Source organism: Streptomyces sp. NPDC008238 (assembly GCF_042956445.1).
GTDB lineage: Bacteria > Actinomycetota > Actinomycetes > Streptomycetales > Streptomycetaceae > Actinacidiphila.
Window position 1 is genome coordinate 254,068 of record NZ_JBIBGK010000004.1, and the last position, 24,660, is coordinate 278,727.

Consider the following 24,660-nt stretch of genomic DNA (forward strand, 5'->3'; position numbering starts at 1 on the left):
GAACGATCCGGCGTACGGGCGGGACTTCACCCGTACGACGGATCGTGAGGACTCATCTGCGCGGCTGCGCGTCCAGGACCTGCTGCAGCGCCTCGAACTCCTCGACGCACTTGCCGGCGCCGAGGGCCACGCAGTCCAGCGGGGACTCGGCGATGTGGATCGGCATGCCGGTCTCGCTGCGCAGCCGCTCGTCCAGGCCGCGCAGCAGCGCGCCGCCGCCCGCCAGGACGATGCCGCGGTCCATGATGTCGCCGGACAGCTCGGGCGGGCACTTGTCGAGGGTCGTCTTGACCGCGTCGACGATGGCGTTGACCGGCTCCTCGATCGCCTTGCGCACCTCGGCGGCCGAGACGACCACCGTCTTGGGCAGGCCGGAGACCAGGTCGCGGCCGCGGATCTCGGTGTGCTCCTCGTTGTCGACCGCGAAGGCCGAGCCGATGGTGAGCTTGATCGATTCCGCGGTGCGCTCGCCCAGGAGGAGGCTGTACTCCTTCTTGATGTGCTGGATGATCGCGTTGTCCAGCTCGTCACCGGCCACCCGGATGGACTGCGCGGTGACGATGCCGCCGAGCGAGATGACGGCGACCTCGGTGGTGCCGCCGCCGATGTCGACGACCATGTTGCCGGTCGCCTCGTGGACCGGGAGCCCGGCGCCGATCGCGGCGGCCATGGGCTCCTCGATGATGTGCACCTGGCGCGCGCCGGCCTGGGTGGCGGCCTCGATGACGGCGCGGCGCTCGACCCCGGTGATGCCGGAGGGGACGCAGACCACGACGCGGGGGCGGGCCAGGTAGCGCCGCTTGTGGATCTTGAGAATGAAGTAGCGCAGCATGCGCTCGGTGATCTCGAAGTCCGCGATCACCCCGTCCTTGAGGGGACGGACGGCGACGATGTTGCCGGGGGTCCGGCCGATCATCTTCTTCGCTTCGGAGCCGACCGCCAGGATGCCGCCCGTGTTGGTGTTGATGGCGACGACGGATGGCTCGTTGAGGACGATCCCGCGACCCCTGACGTACACCAGCGTGTTGGCGGTGCCGAGGTCGACAGCCATGTCACGGCCGATGAACGACATGTTGTTCGCCATGAGGATACGTCTGGCCTTCCCGAGCTGGAGCGATGTGGGGGTGAGCACGGCGGGTGCGCTGCTGTGCGCTGAGCCGGAGGAGCGGAGATTCCATCGTAGTCGCGCCCGCCAGGGCACGGGGTCAGGGTTCCGCCGCCATTGTCATCAGAACACACAGCTGTCCTCAGCAATGGTGACGCCGTGTCGGCGGATTTGGTTCCCCCGAACCCCCGGCATATGCCTCGGGCGGCCGGGAAATTTCCGGCCGCCCGTTGAGCTGATCGGGCGTCAGCGGCGGATTCGGGGCGAATCGCCGCGGGGGATCAGGCCAGGCCGGGGAAGAAGATCTTGATCTCGCGCTCGGCGGACTCCTCGGAGTCCGAGGCGTGGATCAGGTTCTCCCGGACGATGGTGCCGAAGTCGCCGCGGATCGAACCGGGCGCGGCCGCGATCGGGTCGGTGGGGCCGGCCAGCGCGCGCAGCCCCTCGATGACCCGCTCCCCCTCGGCGACCAGGGCGACGACCGGACCGGAGGCCATGAACTCCACCAGCGGCTCGTAGAAGGGCCGGCCGACGTGCTCGGCGTAGTGCTGCTCGAGGATCGCGCGGTCGAGCGTGCGCAGTTCCAGCGCGGTGATGCTCCAGCCCGCCTTGCGCTCGATGCGGCCGAGGATCTCGCCGACCAGGCCACGGCGTACGGCGTCCGGCTTGAGAAGGACGAGGGTGCGCTGGGACATCGGTGTGACTCCTATGTGCGGGATGCGGGTACGACGACATTACCGGTGATCCCCACGGCCCACGGCACCCCCTCGGCCGGGGCCCTACGGGTGCTCTCAGGCCGGCTGCGCGGCACGCGCCGCCTTGGCCTCGTCCACCTTCCGGCCGAAGTGGACGGCGGCCCACCACAGCGCGGCGAAGACCGCACCGAGGAAGAACATCACCGGGACGACGAAGCCGCTCGCGATCAGCCCGGCCTGCAGCAGCCAGCCGACGGCCAGGGCGCCGCGCCGGCCGAGCATGCCGCACAGCAGCACGCACAGGGCCATGGCGATGCCGCTGACCGTCCACACCGTGCCGGTCGTCAGCTCCGGCTGCTTCATCGCCACCAGACCGGCGAAGCCGATCACGAAGAACTCACCGATCAGGGTGCTCGCGCACAGGGTCCGCATCCGCTTGACTTCGCTTCCTGCTCGTCACTTGCGGCCCAGCAGCAGCCGGGCCTCTCCCACGGTGATCACCGATCCGGTGATCAGCACCCCGGCGCCGGAGAACTCCCCCTGCTCCTCGGCGAGCGTCACGGCCGCCTCGATCGCGTCGTCCAGCCGGGGCTCGACCTGCACGCGCTCGTCGCCGAAGACCTCGACCGCGAGGGCGGCCAGCTCGTCCACGTCCATCGCGCGGTGGGTGGAGTTCTGGGTCACCACGACCTCGGCGAAGACCGGCTCGAAGGCCTCCAGCAGGCCCCGTACGTCCTTGTCGCCGCTCGGCCCGACCACGCCCACCAGGTGGGTGAAGCCGAAGGCCTCGCCCACGGCCGCCGCCGCAGCCCGGGCGCCGGCCGGGTTGTGCGCCGCGTCCAGCACCACGGTGGGGCTGCGGCGCACGACCTCCAGGCGGCCCGGCGAGGTGACGGCGGCGAAGGCGGAGCGGACGGTGTCGACGTCGAGGGTGCGGGCGTGCACGGTGCCGATGCCGAAGAAGGCCTCCACCGCGGCGAGCGCCACGGCCGCGTTGTGGGCCTGGTGCTCACCGTGCAGCGGCAGGAAGACCTGCTCGTACTCCCCGCCCAGGCCGCGCAGGGTGAGCATCTGCCCGCCGACGGCCACCTCGCGGTGCACGACGCCGAACTCCATGCCCTCCCGGGCGACCGTCGCGTCCACCTCGACGGCCCGCTTCAGCAGCACCTGGGCCGCCTCCATGGGCTGCTGGGCCAGGACGACGGTGGCGTCCTTCTTGACGATCCCGCTCTTCTCCACCGCGATCTCGCCGGGCGTCGCGCCCAGGCGGTCGGTGTGGTCCAGGTCGATCGGGGTCACGACGGCGACCGTGCCGTCCAGCACGTTGGTCGCGTCCCAACTGCCGCCCATGCCGACCTCGACGACGGCCACGTCCACCGGGGCGTCGGCGAAGGCGGCGTACGCCATGCCGGTCAGCACCTCGAAGAAGGACATCCGGTACGGCTGGGAGCCGTCCACCATCTCCACGTACGGCGTGAGGTCGCGGTAGGTCTCGATGAACTTCTCCGCCGCGATCGGCCGGCCGTCGAGGCTGATCCGCTCGGTGACGGACTGCACGTGGGGGCTGGTGTAGCGACCTGTGCGCAGGTCGAAGGCGAGCAGCAGCCGCTCGATCATGCGGGCGGTGCTGGTCTTGCCGTTGGTACCGGTGATGTGGATCGAGGGGTAGCTCCGCTGCGGCTCGCCCAGGATGTCCATCAGCGCGTTCATCCGGTCCAGGGACGGCTCGAGCTTCGTCTCCGGCCAGCGGCCCGCCAGCTCCGCCTCGACCTCGCGGAGGGCCTTGTCGACCTCCGGGTCGGTGGGGCGGGCGGGGACGCCGTCGTCCTGCGGCACCGGTCCGCCGGCCCGGAGGGTGCGGCTGCCCGCCTCGATCACCGCCAGGTCGGCCTCGCGGCCGGGGTCGGTGCCGGCTTCGTCCTCGTCGCCGCCCAGACCCATCGCGGCCAGCGGGTCGGAAAGGGGCTCGTCGTTCTCGGGGCGCGGGTTGCTCACGACCACATTGTACGAAGGGGCCAGGTAGATCCGGGTTGTGGGCAGGCGTTTCCGCCTGCCCACCCCCGGTGCGTCAGCCCTGCGGCAGCGAGGACAGCTGCGCGGTGATGCGGGCGATGTCCGCCTCGGCCGCCTCCAGGCGGGTGCGGATCTTGGCGACGACCGGTTCCGGGGCCTTCGCCAGGAACGCCTCGTTGCCCAGCTTCGCCGTGGCCTGCGCCTTCTCCTTCTCGGCGGCGGCCAGGTCCTTGGCCAGCCGCTTCCGCTCGGCGTCGACGTCGATCGCCCCGGAGAGGTCCAGCGCGACCGTCACGCCCGCCACCGGGAGGGTCGCCGTCGCGGTGAAGGCCTCACCCTCCGGCTGCAGGCGCAGCAGCTGGCGGACGGCGGCCTCGTGGGCCTCCAGGCCGGTGGAGCCCAGGTCGAGCCGGGCCGGGACCTTCTGGCCGGGCTGCAGGCCCTGGTCGGCGCGGAACCTGCGGACCTCGGTGACCAGCGACTGCACCGCCGCGATCTCCCGCTCGGCGACCGCGTCACGGAAGCCGGAGTCGGCCGGCCAGTCGGCGACGACGACCGACTCGCGCCCGGTGAGCGTGGTCCACAGCGTCTCGGTGACGAAGGGGACCACCGGGTGCAGCAGCCGCAGCAGCTTGTCCAGGACCTCGCCCAGCACGCGCTGCGAGACCTCGGCCGGACGGCCGCCGGCGAGGAAGGTGGTCTTGGACAGCTCGACGTACCAGTCGAAGACCTCGTCCCACGCGAAGTGGAAGAGCACGTCGCTGAGCTTGGCGAACTGGTAGTCGTCGTAGAGCGCGTCGGCCTCGGCGACCGTGGCGTTCAGCCGGGACAGGATCCAGCGGTCGGTCGCCGACATCTCCTCGGGCGCGGGCAGTTCGCCCTCGACCGTGGCGCCGTTCATCAGCGCGAAGCGCGTGGCGTTCCAGATCTTGTTGGTGAAGTTCCGGGAGCCCTGGACCCAGTCCTCGCCGATCGGCACGTCGGTGCCGGGGTTGGCGCCGCGGGCGAGGGTGAAGCGCAGCGCGTCCGAGCCGTACTTGTCCATCCAGTCCAGCGGGTCCACGACGTTGCCGAAGGACTTGGACATCTTCTTGCCGCGCTCGTCGCGCACCAGGCCGGTGAGGGCGATGGTGTGGAAGGGCGCCTGGCCGTCCATCGCGTACAGGCCGAACATCATCATCCGGGCGACCCAGAAGAAGATGATGTCGTGGCCGGTCAGCAGGACGTCGGTCGGGTAGAACTTCTCGAGGTCCGGGGTGCGCTCCGGCCAGCCCAGGGTGGAGAACGGCCACAGGCCCGAGGAGAACCAGGTGTCCAGGACGTCGGTGTCCTGCGTCCAGCCCTCGCCGGCCGGGGGCTGCTCGTCCGGGCCGACGCAGACCGTCTCGCCGTCGGGGCCGTACCAGACCGGGATGCGGTGGCCCCACCACAGCTGGCGCGAGATGCACCAGTCGTGCATGTTGTCGACCCACTGGAAGTAGCGGCCGGACATCTCCTGCGGGTGGATCTTCACCCGGCCGTCGCGGACGGCGTCACCGGCGGCCTCCGCCAGCGGGCCGACCTTGACCCACCACTGCAGCGACAGCCGCGGCTCGATGATCGTCTTGCAGCGGGAGCAGTGGCCGACCGCGTGGACGTACGGCCGCTTCTCGGCGACGATGCGGCCCTGCGAGCGCAGGGCGCCGACGACGGCGTCCCGGGCCTCGAGGCGGTCCATGTCCTGGAAGGGGCCGTGGACGGTGATCCGGGCGTGGTCGTCCATGATCGTCAGGGACGGCAGGTTGTGGCGCCGGCCGATCTCGAAGTCGTTGGGGTCGTGCGCCGGGGTCACCTTGACGGCGCCGGTGCCGAACTCCGGGTCGACGTGCTCGTCGGCGACGACCGGGATCCGGCGGTCGGTGAGCGGCAGGTCGATCTCGGTGCCGATCAGGTGCCGGTAGCGCTCGTCGTCGGGGTGGACGGCGACGGCCGTGTCGCCGAGCATCGTCTCGGCCCGGGTGGTGGCCACGACGATGGAGTTCTCGCCGTCGCCGTAGCGGATCGAGACCAGCTCGCCGTCCCGGTCCTCGTGCTCGACCTCGATGTCGGAGATCGCGGTCAGGCAGCGCGGGCACCAGTTGATGATGCGCTCGGCGCGGTAGATAAGACCGTCGTCGTAGAGCTTCTTGAAGATCGTCTGGACGGCACGGGAGAGGCCCTCGTCCATGGTGAAGCGCTCGCGCGACCAGTCCACGCCGTCGCCGAGACGGCGCATCTGGCCAAGGATCCTGCCGCCGTACTCCTCCTTCCACTGCCACACGCGCTCGACGAAGGCCTCGCGGCCCAGGTCGTGCCGGGACTTGCCCTCCTCGGCGAGCTGCTGCTCGACCTTGTTCTGGGTGGCGATGCCCGCGTGGTCCATGCCGGGCAGCCACAGCGCCTCGTGGCCCTGCATCCGCTTGCGGCGGGTGAGGGCGTCCATCAGCGTGTGCTGGAAGGCGTGGCCCAGGTGGAGGCTGCCGGTGACGTTCGGCGGCGGGATGACGATGGTGTACGGCTTCTTGTCGCTCTTGGCGTCGGCCTCGAAGTAACCGCGCTCTACCCAGCGCTCGTACAGGGGCCCCTCTACCTCGGCCGGCGCGTACTGGGTCGGCAGTTCGGGGGTCGCGCTGTTCGGTCCGCTCGCGGCGGCCTGCTGAGTGTTGTCGGTCACGGCGCTCAGTTTACGGGCGCGGCGGGCCCCGTTACGAATCCACCGGTGCCGGGCGCGAGAGGCGGGGCCGGGGCACGGGCGAGGTCCGCCCGGGCGACGCGTGCCCGCCGCGGGACCCGGCCGGGGTGCCGCCGCCGTCCGGACCGGGGGCGGGCCGCGGCGCGGGCCGCGGGCCCGGCGAGGGCTCCGGCACCGGCGGGCGGACACCCCGCCCGGGCCGGCGGCGGGGGCGTGGCGGCCCGCCGGCCCGAACGACCGGCGTACGGGGTAATTCTGACGCTCGTTCAGCCGTGTCGGACCGGTGGGCACCGCCCCGGCCGTCCGGGCGCCGGGGGTGATCAACCGGGCATCTGCACCGTCTTGTTACCAAGTCCTGACGACTCCGATGTAAAGGCGGCTTAAACAATCCGCGAGGATGATGACGAGGAGACAGCAGTTCAACGAGGGGACTCTCACCGATGAGCTTCAACCAGCCGCCGCCGCAGCCGGGTTACGGCGGCCAGCCCGGCCAGCCCCAGCAGCCGCCGGTGCCGCCCGGCCCGCCCCAGCAGCCCGGACCGGGGTACGGCTACCCGCAGCAGCCCACGGCCCCGCAGCCGGGCGCCGGCTACGGCTACCCCCAGCAGCCCGGCCCGTACGGTCAGCAGCCGGGTCCGTACGGCCGGCAGCCCGGCGCCTGGGGCGCCCCGCCGCCGCCCCGGTCCGGCGGCAAGGGCAAGGTCATCGGCATCCTGGTCGGCCTCGTGGTCGCCGTCGCGCTCATCGGCGGCGGCATCGTCTTCTTCATGAGCAGCAGCGGCGGGGGCGGCGACTACAAGCTGACGACCCCGGCGACGGTCGTGGACGGCACGTACAGCAATTCCAGCCAGAAGCTCGCGGAGTCCGAGTCCGGCAGCGACCAGTACATCTCGAACGGCACATCGATCTCCGCCGCCTACACCAGCGGGGGCGAGCAGATCGGGTTCGGCGGCGCCTACGGCGGGATCGACGACCCCGGCGCCGCGGTCGACAAGATGATCTCGGCTGCCCTCGCCGGGAGCGCGGCGAGCGAGCAGCACCCGGCCGGTTTCGACGGCGACGTGATGAAGTGCGGCGAGAAGGACTACGGCGTCTTCAAGTCGCCCTTCTGCGTCTGGGGCGACGACAGCACCGTCGCGCTGCTGATCTGGTCCCCCTCCCCGGAGGCGACCGGCTCCGGCACCATCCCCGACGCGCCCTCCGTCGCCGACTTCGCGGAGACCACGGCGAAGTTCCGGAACGACGTCCGCGTCAAGAAGTGACCCACCCGCATGTGAAGGGGGGCGCCCGGCAGATGCCGGGCGCCCCCCTTCACGTGCGCGGGCTGGTGCGCGCTACGCGCTCTTCTGCTCGCCCTTGCCGATGATGCGGGGCTCGCGCGGGACCAGGGTCGGGTTCACGTTGGAGTGCACGACGTCCTCGGTGATGACGACGCGGGCGACGTCCTTGCGCGAGGGCACCTCGTACATCACCGACATCAGCACCTCCTCCATGATGGCGCGCAGGCCGCGGGCGCCGGTCTGGCGGAGGATGGCCTGGTCGGCGATGGCCTCCAGGGCGCCGCGCTCGAACTCGAGCTCGACACCGTCGAGCTCGAAGAGCCGCTGGTACTGCTTGACCAGGGCGTTGCGCGGCTCGACCAGGATCTGCAGCAGCGCCTCGCGGTCGAGGTTGTGCACGCTGGTGATGACCGGCAGACGGCCGATGAACTCGGGGATCATGCCGAACTTGACCAGGTCCTCCGGCATGACCTCGGAGAACTGGTCGGCGGAGTCGATCTCGCGCTTGGAGCGGATCGTCGCGCCGAAGCCGATGCCCTTGGCGCCGGCCCGGGACTCGATGATCTTCTCCAGACCGGCGAAGGCACCGCCGACGATGAAGAGCACGTTGGTGGTGTCGATCTGGATGAACTCCTGGTGCGGGTGCTTGCGCCCGCCCTGCGGCGGCACCGAGGCCGTGGTGCCCTCCAGGATCTTCAGCAGGGCCTGCTGCACGCCCTCGCCGGAGACGTCCCGGGTGATCGACGGGTTCTCGCTCTTGCGGGCGACCTTGTCGATCTCGTCGATGTAGATGATCCCCGTCTCGGCCTTCTTGACGTCGTAGTCGGCCGCCTGGATCAGCTTGAGCAGGATGTTCTCGACGTCCTCGCCGACGTACCCGGCCTCGGTGAGCGCCGTGGCGTCCGCGATGGCGAACGGCACGTTCAGCATGCGGGCCAGCGTCTGGGCGAGCAGGGTCTTGCCGGAGCCCGTGGGGCCGAGCAGCAGGATGTTGGACTTGGCGAGCTCGATGCCGTCGTCGTGCCCGCGGCCGCCGCCGTTCTCACCGGCCTGCACCCGCTTGTAGTGGTTGTACACCGCGACGGAGAGCGCCTTCTTCGCCGGCTCCTGGCCGACCACGTAGCTCTCCAGGAACTCGTAGATCTCGCGCGGCTTCGGCAGGTCCTCCCACCGCACCTCGGAGGACTCGGCGAGCTCCTCCTCGATGATCTCGTTGCAGAGGTCGATGCACTCGTCGCAGATGTACACACCGGGTCCTGCGATGAGCTTCTTCACCTGCTTCTGGCTCTTTCCGCAGAACGAGCACTTGAGCAGATCGCCGCCGTCACCGATGCGTGCCACGAGGTGCTTCCCCTTCGCCTGGGTCCCGTCAGTTCGACGAGTCCTGGTGCTTGCCTATCGACGGTACCTTGCCGCGCCCCCAGTGCGGGCCCCCCTTGGAGCTACTGGGCCGTGACCTGCACAACCCGGTCGCTCCAAGAGGGGACTTCTTGTCGCAGAATGCCCTGCCGGGCGTCAGACCGCGACCGACGAGCCCTTGCGGGTCGAGACGATCTGGTCGACCAGACCGTAGGAGAGGGCCTCCTCGGCCGTGAGGATCTTGTCGCGCTCGATGTCGTCGCGGATCTTCTCGATCGGGGTGCTGGAGTGCTTGGCCAGCATCTCCTCCAGCTGGGCCCGCATCCGCAGGATCTCGTTGGCGGCGATCTCCAGGTCCGAGACCTGGCCGCGGCCCGTCTCGGAGTACGGCTGGTGGATCAGGATGCGGGCGTTCGGCAGCGCCATCCGCTTGCCGGGGGTGCCGGCGGCGAGCAGCACGGCCGCGGCGGAGGCCGCCTGGCCCATGCAGACCGTCTGGATGTCGGGCTTCACGAACTGCATCGTGTCGTAGATGGCCGTCAGCGCCGTGAAGGAGCCGCCGGGGCTGTTGATGTAGACCGAGATGTCGCGGTCCGGGTCCATCGACTCCAGGCACAGCAGCTGTGCCATGACGTCGTTGGCGGAGGCGTCGTCGATCTGCACCCCGAGGAAGATCACGCGCTCCTCGAAGAGCTTCGCGTACGGGTCGTACTCGCGGACGCCCTGGGAGGTGCGCTCCACGAAGCGCGGGACGACGTAGCGGGCCTCGGCGGCGTTCGCGCGGTCGTACAGGCCGCTGCCGGGGAAGTTCTGGGTGGTCACGTTCACCGTCCTGGAGATGAGCAGTGGGCTGGGGTCGGTCCTGCGGGGCTGTACGGGCTCAGGCCCGGTCAGGCCCCGGTGCCGCCGCCGCCCGGCACGTTCACGGCGTGCGTGATGACGTCGTCGATCAGGCCGTACTCCTTGGCCGCGTCGGCGGAGAACCAGCGGTCGCGGTCGGAGTCGCGGGTGATCGCCTCGACGCTCTGGCCGGAGTGCTCCGCGATGAGCTCGGCCATCCGCTTCTTCGTGCGCAGGAGCTGCTCGGCGTGGATCTTGATGTCCGAGGCCGAGCCGGCCAGGCCGGCGGACGGCTGGTGCATCAGGATGTCGGTGTTCGGCAGCGCGAAGCGCTTGCCGGGGGTACCGGCGGTCAGCAGGAACTGGCCCATGGAGGCGGCCAGGCCCATGGCGATGGTGACGACGTCGTTCTTGATGAACTGCATGGTGTCGTAGATCGCCATGCCGGCCGTCACGGAGCCGCCGGGGCTGTTGATGTAGAGGTAGATGTCCTTGTCCGGCTCGGCGGCAAGGAGGAGCAACTGCGCGGTGATCTTGTTGGCGATGTCGTCGTCCACCGGCTGGCCGAGGAAGATGATCCGCTCGCCGAGCAGCCGGTTGTAGACCTGGTCGCCGAGGCCACCGATGGTCGGCTCGCCGGCGGCGGAAGGCATCGGAGTCGTCACGTATCCACCTGCTCGTTGTCGGACGGCGCGGACGCCGTCACAGGGACTTCTCGTAGGGCACGGGCCCTCGTACTTACGGACCCTAACGCGCAGGTGGGGCCCGGCAATCCCCCACGCGGAACTGTTCGCTGTGAGCGCAGGGAGGGTGTAAGCGGAGAGCGAAAAGAAGCAGAACGGGCCCGGACGCAACTGTCGTCCGGGCCCGTCGGATGTCGCTGCGGGGCGAGGCTCAGGCCTCGGAGCCCTCACCCTTGGCGGTCTCGGCGTCCGCGTCCTCGGAGGTGGCCGCGACCGTCTCGCCGGTCTCGTCCTCCTCGTCCTCCAGGTCGACGACCTCGCCGTTGGTGTCCTTGACCGTGGCGGCCTCGACGACCAGGGCCAGCGCCTTGCCGCGGGCGACCTCGCCGACGAGCAGCGGGACCTGACCGCCCTCGACGACCGCCTGGGCGAACTGGTCCGGGCTCATGCCCGAGGAGGCGGCACGGCGCATGAGGTGCTCGGTGAGCTCCTCCTGGTTGACCGAGAGCTTCTCGGTGTTGACGAGCTCGTCGAGGACGAACTGGGTCTTGATGCCCTTCTTCGCCTGCCCCTCGATCTCCTCGTCGTACTCCTCGCGGGTCTTGCCCTCGTTCTCGAGGAACGACTCCCAGGTCAGGCCCATGGCCGGGAACTGGTGGTGCTCCAGGTTGTGGACGCGGGTCTCGACCTCGTCCTTGAGGAGCTTCTCCGGGAGCGGGATCTCGACCAGCTCCAGGAGGGCGTCCAGCACCTTCTCCTGGGCCTGGGTGGCCTGGTCGTACTGCTTGATGCGCTCCTGGCGCTTCACGGCGTCGGCGCGGAGCTCCTCGAGGGTGTCGAACTCGCTCGCCAGCTGGGCGAAGTCGTCGTCCAGCGCGGGCAGCTCACGGGCCTGGACGGTGGAGACGTCCACCTTGACCTGGGCCGTCTTGCCGGCGGCGGAGCCGCCCTTGAGCTCGGAGGCGAAGGTGGCCGAACCGCCGGCCTCCAGGCCGGTGACGGCCTCGTCGATGCCGTCGAGCAGCTGGCCGGAGCCGATGGTGTAGGTGACGCCGCTGGCGACGCCGTCCTCCAGCACCTCGCCGTCGACCGAGGCCTCCAGGTCGACGACCACGACGTCGCCCTCGGCGGCGGCGCGCTCCACGACGGTGGTGGAGGCGAAGCGCTCGCGCAGCTGCTCCAGGGCCTTGTCGACGTCCTCGTCGGTCACCTCGATGGCGTCGACGGTGACCTCGATGCCGGAGTAGTCCGGGATCTCGATGACCGGCCGGATGTCCACCTCGGCGGTGAACTTCAGCTCCTGGCCGTCGTTGAACTCGGTGATGTCCACCTCGGGCTGGCCGAGGACGTTGAGCTCGCCCTCGTTGACCGCCTCCGTGTAGAACTTCGGCAGGGCGTCGTTGATGGCCTCTTCGAGGACCGCGCCACGGCCGAACCGCTGGTCGATGACGCGCGCGGGGATCTTGCCCTTACGGAAGCCCGGCACCGTGACCTGCTGGTTGATCTTCTTGTACGCCGCGTCGAGGCTGGGCTTGAGCTCCTCGAAGGGCACCTCGACAGTGAGTCGAACCCGGGTCGGGTTCAGAGTCTCGACGGCGCTCTTCACGGTTGGGTCTCCTTGGGGGCTTTACGTTGATGGGCGGCCGCTCGGCGTCGTGCGGGGCGGCTGGTGTTCGACCTGGCTTTTCCGCGTATCGCGTGGCCGACGACCCATCCTACCGGTACCACAATCCTGCGGCCGGGCCGCTCGGCGCGGGACGGCCGAGCACTGGTCGGGGTGGCCGGATTCGAACCGACGACCTTCCGCTCCCAAAGCGGACGCGCTACCAAGCTGCGCCACACCCCGTCGGTGCGACACGTAGAGTACATGCCTCCGCACACCCTGACGGCCAAATATGCCGTGCGCGGGAGCCGGGTCGATCGGCTACGATCTGATGTGCCAGAATGACTGGCCGTTGCGGGCGTAGCTCAATGGTAGAGCCCCAGTCTTCCAAACTGGCTACGCGGGTTCGATTCCCGTCGCCCGCTCTGCGGGCAAAGGCCCAGGTCAGGGGTACATCTCCCCCGGCCTGGGCCTTCGTCGTCCCCCGGCTGGGCCGGCCGTCCGCACCCGCCTCGTGCCCCTTCCTGCGCGCATCGCGCTCACGGCCTTCGCGATCACGCCCGCGGCCGCCCCGGTGATCGCGGCGCTCCCGGTCACGACCGCCCGGGCCGGCCCGCGAACGGTGACCGAACGGGCTACGCGGATCGTGCCGTGGCCGAGGCCGGTGTCCTGCCGACGCGGGCCGGTCAACTCACCCCAACGGGGGCCTCGGAAGGGCGCCCTCGGTCACGGTGCACGGCTCATGCCCCCGCTGGTACGCCCAGTTCGGTGAGCAGGCCGCGCACGCGCCGTTCGATCTCGTCGCGGATCGGGCGGACGGCGTCGACGCCCCGGCCGGCGGGGTCGTCGAGCTGCCAGTCCAGGTAGCGCTTGCCGGGGAAGTACGGGCAGGCGTCGCCGCAGCCCATGGTGATGACCACGTCGGAGGACCGCACGGCCTCGGTGGTGAGGACCTTGGGGACCTCCGCGGAGATGTCGATCCCGGATTCCTCCATGGCCTCGACCACCGCCGGGTTGACCGCGTCGGCGGGGGCCGAGCCGGCCGAGCGGACCTCGAGCCGGTCCCCGGCGAGGTGGTGAGGAAGGCGGCGGCCATCTGGGAGCGGCCCGCGTTGTGGACGCAGACGAACAGCACGGACGGGACGGCGGAGGTGCTCACGGGGTTCTTCCTCGGTCAGTGACGGGTGGCGGCGAGTGCGGGCGCGGCGGGCGTCGCGGCAACGGCGGGCGGCGCGGTCGGCGTGTCGCGGCCGAAGAGGACGGCGGCGAGGGCCAGGCCGACGACGGCGCCGAGGAGTTGGGCGGCGACGAACGGCGCCACGGAGGCGGGGGCGATGCCGGCGAAGGTGTCGGAGAAGGTGCGCCCGACCGTCACGGCCGGGTTGGCGAAGCTGGTGGAGGAGGTGAACCAGTACGCCGCGCCGATGTAGGAGGCGACGGCGACGGGTCCGACGCGCCGCTGCCCCGTACGGCCGAGTCCGAGGACGAGCAGGATCAGGCCCGCCGTGGCGACGGCCTCCCCCAGCCACAGGTTCCCGGCGGACCGGTCGTGCGCCGACCACCGCACGAGCGGTTCGGCGAACATCGCGTCGGCCAGGACCGCTCCGCCGACGGCCCCGGCGAACTGGGCGGGCACATAGGCCGCGACCTCACGCGGGGCCGGGCCGTCACCGGTGCCGCGCCCGGTCCACCAGGCGGCGAGGGTGACGACGGGGTTGAAGTGCGCGCCGGAGACCGGGCCGAGCAGGACGATCAGGACGCCCAGGCCGAACACCGTCGCAAGGGAGTTGGCGAGAAGCTGCACGCCCGCGTCCCGGGACAGCTCCGAGGCCTGGATGCCCGAGCCCACCACGACGGCGACCAGGGCGGCGGTGCCGAGGAACTCCGCGGCAACACGGCGGCCGAGGGCGATCATGCGCGGGCCGCGGCGGCGGCCGGCTCGGCCGGGGCCCGGAGGAGGGAGGAGAGCCGGGCAAGCGCGGGCGGCAGCACCCAGTAGTAGACCCAGGTACCCCGCCGTTCGGAGCCCACCAGACCCGCTTCCCGCAGCACCTTCAGGTGGTGCGAGATCGTCGGCTGCGACACGTCGAACGGCCCGGTCAGGTCGCACACACAGGCCTCGCCGCCCTCGTGGGAGGCGATCAGGGAGAGCAGGCGCAACCGCACGGGATCCGACAGCGCCTTGAACATCCGCGCCAGGTCGACGGCTTCGGCCTCGCCCAGCGGTTCCCGGACGATCGGCGAGCAGCACGCGAGGTCCTGCTCGTCCTGGCCGAGCACCCGCAGCTCTGATTTCGACATGCGTCTATGTTGACGCCTGTCGATGCAGCTGGCAACCTCGGATTCGTCAAGCTGTATCGATGAACGTCGATGCAGCTGCGGAACGGCAGATGAGGGAGTCCGTCATGTCCCGCGTTCAACTCGCCCTGCGCGTCGCCGACCTCGAGGGGTCCATCGCGTTCTACTCCAGGCTCTTCGGCGTCGGGCCCGCCAAGCTCCGTCCCGGCTACGCCAACTTCGCCGTCCCCGAGCCCCCGCTCAAGCTCGTCCTGATCGAGGGCGAGGAAGGACAGGACACCCGGCTCGACCACCTCGGCGTCGAGGTCGAGTCGACCGACCAGGTCGCAGCCGCCACAGGACGGCTCCAGGAGGCCGGTCTGGCCACCTTCGAGGAGAACGACACCTCCTGCTGCTACGCCCTCCAGGACAAGGTCTGGGTCACCGGTCCCGGCAAGGAGCCCTGGGAGGTCTACGTCGTCAAGGCCGACGCCGGCACCCTCGGCAAGAGCGCAGAGAACGCCCCGGCCGGGTGCTGCGCCTCCGGCGAACAGGGCGCGCCGGCCCACGACGGCACGCCGGCCACCGCCGGCGGAGGATGCACCTGCGACCCCCGTTGACGGGGCAGGCGGACGCCTGCCGCGGATCCGACGGCCGGACGCTCCCGCCCTGAGCGCCCGGCACCGGCCGTGTCGGCGAGCGGCCCGGGCGGCGTGGACCACAGCGGCAGGTGCGCGGCCCGGGGCAGGCCGGCCGCAGCGCCCTCACACGGACAGCCTGTGACCGGGGCGGATCACTGCGACGCGAGCTACTGCCACTGGGGCACGTGACCACCCCGTCGGCGTCGCGGTCGAGGTGGAGGACGCCGGATCCGCCCCGGCGAGGTCCCGTCACGAAGGTGTCGCGGGGCTCTGCTCCTTGAGCCAGTCGGCGAAGGTCACGGTGCCCCGGGGGCCGGGTCCGGAGGGCAACAGGCCGCCTTTGCGCATCGCACCGGGGAAGTACAGGGGCGCGACCGGCCGGCGGCGCGCGCCGCCCGCGGCGACGAGGCTCCGGGCCAGGTCGACCAGCGACTCGACCTGCGGGCCCGCGAACTCCGGGGCCATCCCCTGCGGCGCCTCAAGGGCGAGGCCGACGAGGGCTTCCGCCACCTCGCGTACGGCGACGGGCTGCACCGGGGCCGTCGGCACCAGCGCGAGCGGCCCGGGGACTCCCTCCAGCGCCTGCCCCACGAACTCGTGGAACTGCGTCGCCCGCATGATGGTCCACGGCACGGCGCCGCCCCGGATGATCTCCTCCTGCCGCATTTTGCCGGTGTAGTACGGGTGCCCGACCCGGTCGACGCCCACGATCGACGGCGTCACCAGGTGCCGCACGCCGGCCCGCCCGGCCGCCGCCGCGAGGTTCCGGCCGGCCTTGTCGAAGAAGCCCACGGCCACCGACTTGCGGTTCGTCGTCACATTGCTGACGTCGATCACCACTTCGGCCCCGGTCAGCGCAGCGTCCAGCCCCGACCCGCTCAGCAGGTCGACGCCTTCTCCGCGTGACAGCACCACGGGCTCGTGGCCGCGGGCGCGCACCTCTTCCACCACGAACCGCCCGGCCACGCCGGTACCACCGGCAACCGCGATCTTCATGCCTGCTCCCGTCCGCTCGGCGTCGCGACGGGCCTTCATGGTTCCGTTCGCGACCGTATTACTCGATACTAATGCAGACGCGAGGATGACGGCTCGCGGTCCGCACGGCCGGGGCGGAGCCGGCTGTGCGGACCGGAAAGCCGGGCTCTCAGTTGTCGAAGGCGGGGATGTCGTTGTTCACCCCGCTGCCGTCGGCGACGTGGAGCGCGTGCCGCTGGGGTACGGCCTCGGCGACGCCGGCATGAGCGCCGGCATGGGCGGGAGCGGCCGGCATTGCGGGCGAACCCTCTTCGGACGGCCCGGCACCGGGGGAACGTCCCGGTGAACCTCTTTCCGGTTGGTGTTGCGGGACCTCGTGACGCCAGTTGGCCCCGGCCCGCGTCACGTCGCTGGAATTCGGGGCGTGACACGCGGTCGCAGCCTCGCTTGGGAGGCGCCCGCCGGGACCGCGGCCTCCCCTGACCGGCCACCTCCGCATGCGTGGGCGCCGGAGTCTGCGCAGGCTGGGAGGCGTGCCGGTGACCCACGGTGAGGAACGATGATCGTTACGGTGGTGTCGATGCCCGAGGGCGTCGCCGCCTCTGCCGCCCTGTCGGAGGTACGTGAGCGGCTCGCGGCGTGCCGGTTCCTGCTCGTGGACGTCGAGGTGCCCGGGGAGGGGCGGCCCGACGAGCTGCCGATCGCCCGTGAACTCGGCCTGGAGGCCGAGGACCTGGCATGGCTGGGCAGGGAGGGCGAGGCGGCGCGGGCGGAGTTCCACGGCGACAACGCCCGGTTCGTCGTGCCCGTCGTCGACGACGGCGAGGTCGTCCACCTCCACGTCTTCGTGACCGAGCGGTACCTGGTCACCGTCCACCGGGGGCCGAACGCACTCGTCGGCCGGTTCTTCACCCGGCTGCCGCGCGAACGGCCCGCCGACACCACGGCCGCGCTGTTCCTGCTGCTGGAGGACGCCCTGGAGACCTTCCGCAAGTCCGCCGTGGAGGCGCTGCTGCAGGTGGAGGACCTCGAGGACGAGATGTTCGAGAGCCGGCACCCGCAGCAGGTGTACCGGCTGGCGCGGCTGCGCCGCCGCGCGGCCGTGCTGCACCACGCGCTGCTGCCGTACCTGCAGGCGACCGACGAGACCATCACCCGGCGGATGATGAGCGGCAACTTCCCGGAGGAGCGGCAGCGGCTCGCCGCCTCCTACCAGCGGGCCGCGCGGATGGTGCTCGCCAGCATCGAGTCGCTCCAGGACGCGGCCCGGCGGGCGTTCGCCAGCTACTCCTCACTCGTGTCCGGCGAGCAGAACGGGGTGATCAACCGGCTGGCCATCGTGTCGACGATCTTCCTTCCGCTGACCTTCCTGACCGGCTTCTTCGGGATGAACTTCACCTACATGACCGACGAGTTGGAGAGCAAGATCGTCTTCTGGCTGCTCGCCGTGGGACTCCAGGCGCTGGTCATGCTCGTCGCCGTCTACGTGCTGCACCGCACTCGCATCTGGCGCAGGCTGCGCGACGACGGGCGCGACGACGGCTGAACGCCTCACTACATTGGCGGGATGGAGATCTGGATCAACCCCGCGTGCTCGAAGTGCCGCTCCGCGCTGCACCTGCTGGACGAGGAAGGCGCGCAGTACACCGTGCGCCGCTACCTGGAGGACCCGCCGGACGCCGACGAGATCCGCGCGGTGCTGGAGCGGCTCGGGCTGGAGCCGTGGGACATCGTGCGGACCCAGGAGGCCGAGGCGAAGGAACTGGGGCTCGGGGAGTGGCCGCGCGAGCCGGGTGAGCGGGAGCGCTGGATCGGGGCGCTCGCGGCGCACCCGCGGCTGATCCAGCGTCCGATCATCACCGCCGAGGACGGCTCGGCGGTCGTCGCGCGCTCCGCCGAAGCGGTGCGGGACGCCCTCGGACGCGTCCCGGGTGCCGCCGGGACCGCGGGAACCGCCGGAGCCGCCGGGAACCCCGCCTAGGGCGCCGGACGGCCACCGTCCCGGAGCCGGGTACCCCGCGGCGCTGGTCGTCGGTCTCGGCGGCCCGGCGATCGCGGCCGCCGGGGCCGGGTACCCAGGGCCCGGTCGGCGGGCTCCCCCGGCCTGGGACGGCTCCGGGACGGGACCGGGACGCCGACGGGCCCTAACCGACCGGCACGCCCTGGGGGCCCTTGATGCGCTTCATGATCATCTGCGAGTTCACCTCGCTGACGCCCGGCAGGGCGATCAGCTTCTCGGTCCAGAAGCGCTCGTAGGCGTCGCTGTCGGCCACCGCGATCCGCAGCAGGCAGCCGGGCGCGCCGTAGAGCCGGTAGGCCTCGACGACGTCGGGGATGGCCTGCACCTGCTCCTCGAAGGCGGCGACGGACTCGCGGTCCCGCCGCACCTCGACGGAGGCGAAGACCTCGAAGCCGCGGCCGACGGCGGCCGGGTCGACGACGGCCCGGTAGCTCTGGATCACCCCGTCCTCCTCCAGCTGCCGCACCCGGCGCAGGCACGGGGACGGGGTGAGGCCGACCCGGGCGGCCAGTTCCTGGTTGGTGAGCCGGCCGTCGGCCTGGAGCTCGCGCAAGATTCTTCTGTCGATGGCGTCCATAGGGGCGATGAATACCACGCCTGGTGGGTCTACGCGGGCTGATTGGCAATCCGATGCCAGGGGTCAGCGCATATCCTTGCGGCGGGAGGACCGGGCGAACGCACGAGCGAGGGAAACGTGAAGCACATCGTCGTGATCGGCACCGGCGGCACGATCGCCAGCCGGTGGCAGGGGGCCGGGTACGCGGCCGAGGCCGCCGGCCACGAGGTGCTGGCGGCGGGCGCGGTCCCCGAGGGCGTCGAGGTGAGCGTCCGCGACCTGTTCACCGTGAACAGCTCGCGGCTGACCTCCGCCCACCAGCTGGAACTGCTGCGGACGGTCCACGAGGTGCTGGCGGACCCGGCCGTGGACGGCGTCGTGGTGACGCACGGCACCGACACCATGGAGGAGACCGCCTTCCTCCTCGACCTCCACCACGACGACCGGCGCCCGGTGGTCCTCACCGGCGCCCAGCTCCCCCTGGACTCCGTGGACGGGGACGCGGCGGGCAACCTCTACGACGCACTGCTGACCGCGGCGACCGGCCAGGACATCGGCGTGGTCATCGCCTTCGGGGGCTTCGTGCACGCCGCCCGGGGCACGGTCAAGGCGCACACCCTGGACGTCCAGGCGTTCGCCGACCCCTCGGGGCGGCCGCTCGGCCGGGTGAAGTTCGGCGAGATCGCCTGGGGCGCCCCGCGGCCGCGTGCCGCGGCGCTGCCGCTGCCGGCCCCCGGCGCCACGGCACCGCGCGTCGACGTCGTGATGCACCACGTGAACGCCGACCCCGTGCTCTTCGACGCCGCGCTGGGTGCGGGGGCCCAGGGGATCGTGCTGGTCGGCACCGGGGCGGGCAACGCGACGCCCGACTTCGTGGCGGCGGTGCGCCGGGCGGTGGAGGCCGGCGTGCTGGTCGCCGTGAGCACCCGGGTGGCGGCGGGGCCGGTGGCCCCGATGTACACCGGGGGCGGTGCGGTGGACCTCGCCGCGGCGGGGGGCGTGCTGGCCGGGACGCTGCGCGCGGGCCAGGCCCGCATCGCCGTGATGGCGGCGCTGCTGTCCGCGCAGGACCCCGCGGAGCGGACCGCAGCGCTGCGCCGCATCGTGGGAACGGCCGAGGACCGCGCGCCGGCCGTCGCCTGACTCCCCGTCACCCGGCGCGGCCACCGCGCCGGGTGACGGGTGACTTCACCTCCGACGCGCGACGTGCGCGCTCGTGACGGGCGCGACCCATGCGGCGGGTGCGCCGCGAGGCACCCCCGCGCCGGTCAACCGCGTCAGAGGTTTATCTGGTTGATGGTGTCGGCCAGCGAGTCGAGGAACTTGTTGATCGCCGGGGCCATTCCCGTGGAGGCAAGGAAGAAGCCGAAGAGCGCGGCGATGATGGCCGGGCCGACCTTGAGCGTCTTGCCCCTTATCAGGACGATCATGATGATCGCCAACAACAGCACCACGGACAGGGAGATGGCCACTGGGGATCACATCCTCGGTCTGACGCCTCACCGTTCCGGGGAGAGCCACCGCAGCCGCACCCCCGCGACGTCCATCGTGCCACCTGCCACCGACACCGTGACCACGCGGGACACACCCTTCCCCGCGTGCGGGGGTCGCACACCTGTGACTCGGGACATCGCGACCACCACTGATCGCTTCGGACGAGGCGAATCTCGCAATTGCACGGCACGTTCGAATGGATTTCCCCAAACTATTTCCCCGCGCACCCACTTGCCACACAAAGGATCATCAAAAAACCTGCACAGACGTCAACCGGTCTGTCGATATGCCCCGTTCAACCCTTCTATGACCACCCATAGCGGTACAGAACGGTCAGCCACCTGGGGACGCATTCCAGGGTGTCAGTGCCGCCGCGGCCATTCCGGCCAAGAATTTCGCTCAGCCAGAGGCGCCCGCTATGGTGCTTCAAATGTTCCAGCTCCCCCGCACGAACACCCTGTTCCCCGGCAGGACCCAGACCGGGAATTCCGTTCTCCCCGCACCACGCCAGGAGGCCCCCACCGGCGCCGGGGGCCGGCCGGCCGCGCCCTCCGGTTCCCCCGCTCCCGCCACGGCCCCCGCCGCCCCCGCCGGACGCGACCCGTTCTTCGACAACGCCAAGTACCTGGCCATCGTCCTGGTCGCGATGGGCCACGCCTGGGAACCGCTCACCGGGCACAGCAGGACCGCGAGCGCGCTCTACAACCTCGTGTACGCGTTCCACATGCCGGCGTTCATCGTCATCTCCGGCTACTTCTCCAAGAGTTTCGACGCCCGTCCGGACCGGGTCAGGAGACTGATCACCGGCGTCGCCGTCCCGTACCTGCTCTTCGAGACCGCCTACTCGCTCTTCCGGAACTGGGCCGACGACGCCGCGCCCCAGTCGCTGAGCCTGCTCGACCCCTGGTACCTCACCTGGTTCCTCGCCGCCCTCTTCATCTGGCGGCTCACCGCTCCCGTCTGGCGGGTCGTGCGGCAGCCGGTCGCGGTCGCCCTGCTGATCGCGGCGCTCGCCTCGGTCACCCCGGCCATCGGCGCGGAACTGGAACTCCAGCGCGTCCTGCAGTTCCTGCCCTTCTTCGTGCTCGGCACGTGCCTGAAGGCCGAGCACTTCCACCTCGCGCGGCGCCGGGCGGTGCGCGTGCTGTCGGTCCCGGTCGGGCTGACCGCGCTGGTCGTCACCTACTGGCTGGTGCCCCGGATGGACCGGGCCTGGCTCTACCACCGCACGAGCGCCCAGGAACTGGGCGCGCCCTGGTGGGCGGGTCCGGTCATGACGCCGGCGCTGTTCTGCTGCTCCCTGGCGCTGACGGTGTGCTTCCTCGCCTGGGTGCCGCGCCGTCGCACGTGGTTCACGGCGCTGGGTGCCGGCACGCTCTACGGCTACCTGCTGCACGGCTTCATCGCCAAGGGCTCGCGCTTCGGCCGCTGGTACGACCACGAGTGGATCCACACCCCTCTGGGCCAGGTCGCCGTCACCGCGATCGCCGTCGTGGTGGTCACCGCGCTGTGCACCCCGCCCGTGCAAAGGATCTTCCGCTTCGCGATCGAGCCGAGGATGTCCTGGGCGTTCCGGCCGGCGCCTAGTCCCGGCACACGATGAGCAGGGCACGGTCGTCGTTGACGTCCTTGGCGACCGCCTCGATGAGCTGCCAGGCCGCACCGCGGAAGCCGTGCGCGACGTACCGGTCGGCCTCGCCGATGAGCCGGTCGATGCCCTCGGTGAGGTCGCGGCCGGCGGCCTCGACCAGGCCGTCGGTGAAGAGCAGCAGGACGTCGCCGGAGCGGAGGGTGCCCTTCACGCTGTGGAACTCGGCGCCGTCGTACACCCCCAGCAGCGGGCCCTCGGCCGCCTTCTCCTCCCAGCGGCCGGTGCCCGCGCTGAGCTGCATGCCCGGCAGGTGGCCCGCGGAGAGCAGCTCGTAGTCACCGGTCTCCAGGTCCAGCACCAGGTGCACGGAGGTGGCGAAGCCCTCCTCCCAGTTCTGGCGGAGCAGGTAGCCGTTGGCGGCGGTGAGGAAGGCGTGCGGCGGCAGCGAGCCGAGCAGGCCGCCGAAGGCGCCGGACAGCAGCAGCGCGCGCGAACCGGCGTCCATGCCCTTGCCCGACACGTCGGTGAGGACCGCCTCCAGGATGCGGCCGCCCGAGGTGCGGGTGGCCACCACGAAGTCGCCGGAGAAGGACTGGCCGCCGGCCGGCCGCAGCGCCATCTCGGCGTGCCAGCCCTCGGGCAGCCGGGGGAGCCTGCTCTGCACCCGGATGCGCTCGCGCAGGTCGAAGAGCATCGTGCCGCCGCGCATCCAGGGCACGCCGACCCGGGCGCGGAACTGCGCGACGATCAGCCCGGCCAGCGCCACCGCCGCCACCACGAGCACGGTGCCCGGCGTCACCCGGCCCACGCCCTCGCCGTACGGGCCGAGCACGGCGGACTCCACGACCATCGCGGCGGCGCCGGCCCCGTACAGCAGCAGGAGGCTGGAGGGGCGCAGCAGCAGGCCGCCGACGAGGACGGGCAGCACCAAGGTGGTGGGCGGGCACCATTGCGGCGCCAGCACCGTGCCCCAGGCGATCAGCGGCACGCCGATCATCAGGACGGTGAGGGCGAGCCAGTCGGCCGCGTCGCCGCGGAAGTAGTCCACGGCGGATTTGCGCAGGCCGACACGAGCCCGGTGGACCGTCCTGCGCCACCGGGCCCTGAATCCGTCTCCTACCGGGCGTCGTGCCATCTTCCCGGCGACCCTATCCACCCTCACCCGTTCTCCGCATCGGAGGTGCCCTTCATGGTGCGCCGATTCGCCGCCGCGACCGGCGAAAACCGGTCGCCCGCCCTTGGGGCGGCTGGTAGGCAGGGCACATGACGGTGGAGTTGCGGGTTCTCGAGTCCGGACAGTGGGACGAGTGGTTCAGCACGCTGGAACGCGCGTTCGGCAGCGCGCGCGTGCCGGCGGAGGAGCGGGAGTTCGACCGCGGGGTGACCGAACTCACCCGGTCGATCGCCGCGTGGGACGGGACGGAGGTCGTCGGCACGGCGGGGGCGTTCTCCTTCCGGGTGGCGGTGCCGGGCGGCGACGTGGTCCCGGCGGCCGGCGTCACGATGGTCACCGTCGCCTCGACGCACCGCCGGCGCGGGCTGCTCAGCTCGATGATGCGGCGGCAGCTGGACGACGTGCGCGAACGGGGCGAGCCCCTCGCGGTGCTCACGGCCTCCGAGCCGGCGATCTACGGCCGGTACGGCTACGAGGTCGCCACCCGTCAGATGGCGGTGGAGGTCGACACCCTGCGGGCGGGCCTGACGGTGCCCGCGGGCGCCGACGAGGTCACCCTGCGCTTCGCCGACCCGGAGGAGGCCCTGGCGGCCTGCGAGGAGGTCTACGCGCGGCTGGTGCCCGGCCGGCCGGGCATGCTCGAGCGGCGGCCGAACTGGCGGCGCAAGGGCGTGCTCGACCCCGAGGCGTACCGGGACGGCGCGTCGAACCTGCTGTGCGTGGTCGCCGAGCGCGACGGCGAGGTACGGGGCTACACGCGCTACGCGGTGAAGTCCTCCTGGAACGCGGGCGGGCCCGACGGGACGGTGGTGCTCCGCGACCTGGAGGCACTGGATCCGGACACGTGTGCCGCGTTGTGGCGCTACCTCTTCGGCATCGACCTCACCTGCCGCATCACCTCCCGCAACCGTCCCGCCGACGACCCGGTCCTGCACCTGGTCGACGACGTCCGCCGCTGCGGCGTGCGGTTCAAGGAGGGCCTGCTGCTGCGCCCGGTCGAGGTGGGCGCGGCCCTGTCGGCCCGCACCTACGCGGCACCGCTGGACGTCGTGCTGGAGGTCTCGGACCCGTTCTGCCCGTGGAACGAGGGCCGCTGGCGGCTCGGCGGCGACACCAAGGGCGCCGTGTGCGAGCGGACCACGGACGCCGCGGACCTGGCGCTGTCGGTGCGCGAGTTGGGCGCCGCCTACCTGGGCGACGTCTCGCTGACCGCGCTGGCGCGGGCCGGCCGCCTACGGGAACTGCGGCAGGGGGCGCTGCGGGAGGCGGCGGTGGCCTTCGGCAGTGACGTCGCCCCCTGGCTGCCGCACGGCTTCTAGGGCGTGTCGTCAAATGAGCTCCCCCAGCTACCGCTGGGAGGTGCCCCCACCGCCCGAAGGGCGGGCCCAGCGGCTCCCCCGGCTTGCGCCGGGAGGTGCCGCCAGGTGCGGTGCATCGCAAGGCGGAGAGTCGTCCTCGTAGTGGGCTACTCGGACGATTCGACAACGCAGCGTGGGGGCACCTCCCAGCGGAGCTGGGGGAGTGCCGTACCAGGCGTCGCTGGGCAGGCGGGCATTTGACGACACGCCCTAGCGGCCCGGAGCCCGTACGGGCGCCCGTCCCGCGGCCGGCCCCGCACCGCTCGCGGGGCCGGCCGCCACGGGG

23 protein-coding genes, 2 tRNA genes and 1 pseudogene are annotated in these 24,660 nt (G+C 71.5%); 8 read left to right on the forward strand and 18 right to left on the reverse strand.

The window, feature by feature from the left end; all coding sequences use genetic code 11:
- Positions 1-52: 52 nt before the first annotated feature.
- The 5 genes from ACFZAU_RS13475 to ACFZAU_RS13495 all read right to left on the reverse strand — a co-directional run bounded on the left by ACFZAU_RS13475 (position 53) and on the right by ACFZAU_RS13495 (position 6,505).
- Positions 53-1,072: a rod shape-determining protein gene (locus tag ACFZAU_RS13475; RefSeq protein WP_500552325.1), complete on the reverse strand. Its 1,020-nt coding sequence runs from the start codon at positions 1,070-1,072 to the stop codon at positions 53-55.
- 314 nt (positions 1,073-1,386) lie between these two features.
- Positions 1,387-1,800 (reverse strand): nucleoside-diphosphate kinase, encoded by a 414-nt coding sequence (gene ndk, locus ACFZAU_RS13480; protein WP_500461624.1) that lies wholly within the window; start codon positions 1,798-1,800, stop codon positions 1,387-1,389.
- Positions 1,801-1,896: 96 nt separating this feature from the next.
- Positions 1,897-2,232: a DUF4233 domain-containing protein gene (locus ACFZAU_RS13485; protein ID WP_499598939.1), complete on the reverse strand. Its 336-nt coding sequence runs from the start codon at positions 2,230-2,232 to the stop codon at positions 1,897-1,899.
- Positions 2,233-2,256: 24 nt separating this feature from the next.
- A complete protein-coding gene (gene folC, locus ACFZAU_RS13490; protein ID WP_500552326.1) occupies positions 2,257-3,741 on the reverse strand; it encodes a bifunctional tetrahydrofolate synthase/dihydrofolate synthase in 1,485 nt (494 codons plus the stop codon).
- 127 nt (positions 3,742-3,868) lie between these two features.
- The gene (locus tag ACFZAU_RS13495; protein ID WP_500552241.1) at positions 3,869-6,505 is read right to left on the reverse strand and encodes a valine--tRNA ligase; all 2,637 of its coding nucleotides are present in this window, start codon (positions 6,503-6,505) and stop codon (positions 3,869-3,871) included.
- 458 nt (positions 6,506-6,963) lie between these two features.
- Between ACFZAU_RS13495 and ACFZAU_RS13500 the strand changes: the two genes are divergently transcribed.
- Positions 6,964-7,785, forward strand: coding sequence for a hypothetical protein (locus ACFZAU_RS13500; RefSeq protein ID WP_500552242.1), 822 nt, complete (start codon positions 6,964-6,966; stop codon positions 7,783-7,785).
- A gap of 72 nt (positions 7,786-7,857) precedes the next feature.
- Here the strand turns inward: ACFZAU_RS13500 and clpX are convergent, their stop codons facing one another.
- The 5 genes from clpX to ACFZAU_RS13525 form a co-directional block, all read right to left on the reverse strand.
- The gene (gene clpX, locus ACFZAU_RS13505) at positions 7,858-9,144 is read right to left on the reverse strand and encodes an ATP-dependent Clp protease ATP-binding subunit ClpX (RefSeq protein ID WP_018556568.1); all 1,287 of its coding nucleotides are present in this window, start codon (positions 9,142-9,144) and stop codon (positions 7,858-7,860) included.
- 174 nt (positions 9,145-9,318) lie between these two features.
- Positions 9,319-9,990: an ATP-dependent Clp protease proteolytic subunit gene (locus ACFZAU_RS13510; RefSeq protein ID WP_499598943.1), complete on the reverse strand. Its 672-nt coding sequence runs from the start codon at positions 9,988-9,990 to the stop codon at positions 9,319-9,321.
- Positions 9,991-10,052: 62 nt separating this feature from the next.
- Positions 10,053-10,655, reverse strand: a complete 603-nt coding sequence (locus ACFZAU_RS13515) for an ATP-dependent Clp protease proteolytic subunit (RefSeq protein ID WP_018556566.1) — start codon at positions 10,653-10,655, stop codon at positions 10,053-10,055.
- A gap of 241 nt (positions 10,656-10,896) precedes the next feature.
- A complete protein-coding gene (gene tig / locus ACFZAU_RS13520) occupies positions 10,897-12,291 on the reverse strand; it encodes a trigger factor (protein WP_500552243.1) in 1,395 nt (464 codons plus the stop codon).
- A gap of 163 nt (positions 12,292-12,454) precedes the next feature.
- Positions 12,455-12,531, reverse strand: a tRNA-Pro gene (locus ACFZAU_RS13525).
- A gap of 111 nt (positions 12,532-12,642) precedes the next feature.
- Here ACFZAU_RS13525 and ACFZAU_RS13530 point away from each other — a divergent pair.
- Positions 12,643-12,713, forward strand: a tRNA-Gly gene (locus tag ACFZAU_RS13530).
- Positions 12,714-13,028: 315 nt separating this feature from the next.
- Here ACFZAU_RS13530 and ACFZAU_RS13535 read toward each other — a convergent pair.
- The 3 genes and pseudogenes from ACFZAU_RS13535 to ACFZAU_RS13545 all read right to left on the reverse strand — a co-directional run bounded on the left by ACFZAU_RS13535 (position 13,029) and on the right by ACFZAU_RS13545 (position 14,589).
- Positions 13,029-13,447: pseudogene (locus tag ACFZAU_RS13535) on the reverse strand (arsenate reductase ArsC).
- A 15-nt stretch (positions 13,448-13,462) separates the two neighbouring features.
- Positions 13,463-14,203, reverse strand: a complete 741-nt coding sequence (locus ACFZAU_RS13540; protein ID WP_500552244.1) for an aquaporin — start codon at positions 14,201-14,203, stop codon at positions 13,463-13,465.
- Entirely contained in the window at positions 14,200-14,589 is a 390-nt protein-coding gene (locus ACFZAU_RS13545) for an ArsR/SmtB family transcription factor (protein WP_500552245.1), read from the reverse strand. The genes ACFZAU_RS13540 and ACFZAU_RS13545 overlap by 4 nt, the downstream gene beginning before the upstream one ends.
- A 104-nt stretch (positions 14,590-14,693) precedes the next feature.
- Between ACFZAU_RS13545 and ACFZAU_RS13550 the strand changes: the two genes are divergently transcribed.
- Positions 14,694-15,185: an ArsI/CadI family heavy metal resistance metalloenzyme gene (locus ACFZAU_RS13550; protein WP_500552246.1), complete on the forward strand. Its 492-nt coding sequence runs from the start codon at positions 14,694-14,696 to the stop codon at positions 15,183-15,185.
- A 270-nt stretch (positions 15,186-15,455) separates the two neighbouring features.
- On the opposite strand, the gene ACFZAU_RS13555 is transcribed toward ACFZAU_RS13550, so the two are convergent.
- Both ACFZAU_RS13555 and ACFZAU_RS13560 read right to left on the reverse strand, forming a co-directional pair.
- The gene (locus ACFZAU_RS13555; protein ID WP_500552247.1) at positions 15,456-16,202 is read right to left on the reverse strand and encodes an SDR family oxidoreductase; all 747 of its coding nucleotides are present in this window, start codon (positions 16,200-16,202) and stop codon (positions 15,456-15,458) included.
- Between the two features lie 148 nt (positions 16,203-16,350).
- Positions 16,351-16,476: a hypothetical protein gene (locus ACFZAU_RS13560; RefSeq protein WP_500552248.1), complete on the reverse strand. Its 126-nt coding sequence runs from the start codon at positions 16,474-16,476 to the stop codon at positions 16,351-16,353.
- Between the two features lie 264 nt (positions 16,477-16,740).
- On the opposite strand from ACFZAU_RS13560, the gene ACFZAU_RS13565 reads away from it, so the two are divergent.
- Both ACFZAU_RS13565 and ACFZAU_RS13570 read left to right on the forward strand, forming a co-directional pair.
- Positions 16,741-17,727 carry a magnesium transporter CorA family protein gene (locus tag ACFZAU_RS13565; protein ID WP_500552249.1) on the forward strand — a complete coding sequence of 329 codons (987 nt, stop codon included), beginning with the start codon at positions 16,741-16,743 and terminating at the stop codon, positions 17,725-17,727.
- 21 nt (positions 17,728-17,748) lie between these two features.
- Positions 17,749-18,162 (forward strand): arsenate reductase family protein, encoded by a 414-nt coding sequence (locus tag ACFZAU_RS13570; RefSeq protein ID WP_500461634.1) that lies wholly within the window; start codon positions 17,749-17,751, stop codon positions 18,160-18,162.
- Positions 18,163-18,325: 163 nt separating this feature from the next.
- On the opposite strand, the gene ACFZAU_RS13575 is transcribed toward ACFZAU_RS13570, so the two are convergent.
- Entirely contained in the window at positions 18,326-18,778 is a 453-nt protein-coding gene (locus tag ACFZAU_RS13575) for an Lrp/AsnC family transcriptional regulator (RefSeq protein WP_499598957.1), read from the reverse strand.
- 117 nt (positions 18,779-18,895) lie between these two features.
- Here ACFZAU_RS13575 and ACFZAU_RS13580 point away from each other — a divergent pair, with 117 nt between their 5' ends.
- Positions 18,896-19,900: an asparaginase gene (locus tag ACFZAU_RS13580; protein WP_500552250.1), complete on the forward strand. Its 1,005-nt coding sequence runs from the start codon at positions 18,896-18,898 to the stop codon at positions 19,898-19,900.
- Between the two features lie 134 nt (positions 19,901-20,034).
- Here the strand turns inward: ACFZAU_RS13580 and ACFZAU_RS13585 are convergent, their stop codons facing one another.
- Entirely contained in the window at positions 20,035-20,229 is a 195-nt protein-coding gene (locus ACFZAU_RS13585) for a hypothetical protein (RefSeq protein ID WP_499598960.1), read from the reverse strand.
- 452 nt (positions 20,230-20,681) lie between these two features.
- Between ACFZAU_RS13585 and ACFZAU_RS13590 the strand changes: the two genes are divergently transcribed.
- Complete coding sequence (locus tag ACFZAU_RS13590; RefSeq protein WP_500552251.1) at positions 20,682-21,854, forward strand: acyltransferase family protein; 1,173 nt, start codon at positions 20,682-20,684, stop codon at positions 21,852-21,854.
- On the opposite strand, the gene ACFZAU_RS13595 is transcribed toward ACFZAU_RS13590, so the two are convergent.
- Positions 21,835-22,977 carry a PP2C family protein-serine/threonine phosphatase gene (locus tag ACFZAU_RS13595; RefSeq protein WP_500552252.1) on the reverse strand — a complete coding sequence of 381 codons (1,143 nt, stop codon included), beginning with the start codon at positions 22,975-22,977 and terminating at the stop codon, positions 21,835-21,837. The genes ACFZAU_RS13590 and ACFZAU_RS13595 overlap by 20 nt on opposite strands.
- A 128-nt stretch (positions 22,978-23,105) precedes the next feature.
- On the opposite strand from ACFZAU_RS13595, the gene ACFZAU_RS13600 reads away from it, so the two are divergent.
- Positions 23,106-24,335 carry a GNAT family N-acetyltransferase gene (locus ACFZAU_RS13600; RefSeq protein WP_500552253.1) on the forward strand — a complete coding sequence of 410 codons (1,230 nt, stop codon included), beginning with the start codon at positions 23,106-23,108 and terminating at the stop codon, positions 24,333-24,335.
- The last annotated feature ends 325 nt before the right edge of the window (positions 24,336-24,660 follow it).

Coding starts and splice junctions, on each gene's coding strand:
- ACFZAU_RS13475 (WP_500552325.1), bottom strand. CDS start 1,072: ATGTCGTTCATCGGCCGTGACATGGCTGTCGACCTCGGCACCGCCAAC.
- ndk (WP_500461624.1), bottom strand. CDS start 1,800: ATGTCCCAGCGCACCCTCGTCCTTCTCAAGCCGGACGCCGTACGCCGT.
- ACFZAU_RS13485 (WP_499598939.1), bottom strand. CDS start 2,232: ATGCGGACCCTGTGCGCGAGCACCCTGATCGGTGAGTTCTTCGTGATC.
- folC (WP_500552326.1), bottom strand. CDS start 3,741: ATGGGTCTGGGCGGCGACGAGGACGAAGCCGGCACCGACCCCGGCCGC.
- ACFZAU_RS13500 (WP_500552242.1), top strand. CDS start 6,964: ATGAGCTTCAACCAGCCGCCGCCGCAGCCGGGTTACGGCGGCCAGCCC.
- ACFZAU_RS13515 (WP_018556566.1), bottom strand. CDS start 10,655: ATGCCTTCCGCCGCCGGCGAGCCGACCATCGGTGGCCTCGGCGACCAG.
- ACFZAU_RS13540 (WP_500552244.1), bottom strand. CDS start 14,203: ATGATCGCCCTCGGCCGCCGTGTTGCCGCGGAGTTCCTCGGCACCGCC.
- ACFZAU_RS13545 (WP_500552245.1), bottom strand. CDS start 14,589: ATGTCGAAATCAGAGCTGCGGGTGCTCGGCCAGGACGAGCAGGACCTC.
- ACFZAU_RS13550 (WP_500552246.1), top strand. CDS start 14,694: ATGTCCCGCGTTCAACTCGCCCTGCGCGTCGCCGACCTCGAGGGGTCC.
- ACFZAU_RS13555 (WP_500552247.1), bottom strand. CDS start 16,202: ATGAAGATCGCGGTTGCCGGTGGTACCGGCGTGGCCGGGCGGTTCGTG.
- ACFZAU_RS13560 (WP_500552248.1), bottom strand. CDS start 16,476: ATGCCGGCCGCTCCCGCCCATGCCGGCGCTCATGCCGGCGTCGCCGAG.
- ACFZAU_RS13565 (WP_500552249.1), top strand. CDS start 16,741: ATGATCGTTACGGTGGTGTCGATGCCCGAGGGCGTCGCCGCCTCTGCC.
- ACFZAU_RS13570 (WP_500461634.1), top strand. CDS start 17,749: ATGGAGATCTGGATCAACCCCGCGTGCTCGAAGTGCCGCTCCGCGCTG.
- ACFZAU_RS13575 (WP_499598957.1), bottom strand. CDS start 18,778: ATGGACGCCATCGACAGAAGAATCTTGCGCGAGCTCCAGGCCGACGGC.
- ACFZAU_RS13590 (WP_500552251.1), top strand. CDS start 20,682: ATGTTCCAGCTCCCCCGCACGAACACCCTGTTCCCCGGCAGGACCCAG.
- ACFZAU_RS13595 (WP_500552252.1), bottom strand. CDS start 22,977: ATGGCACGACGCCCGGTAGGAGACGGATTCAGGGCCCGGTGGCGCAGG.
- ACFZAU_RS13600 (WP_500552253.1), top strand. CDS start 23,106: ATGACGGTGGAGTTGCGGGTTCTCGAGTCCGGACAGTGGGACGAGTGG.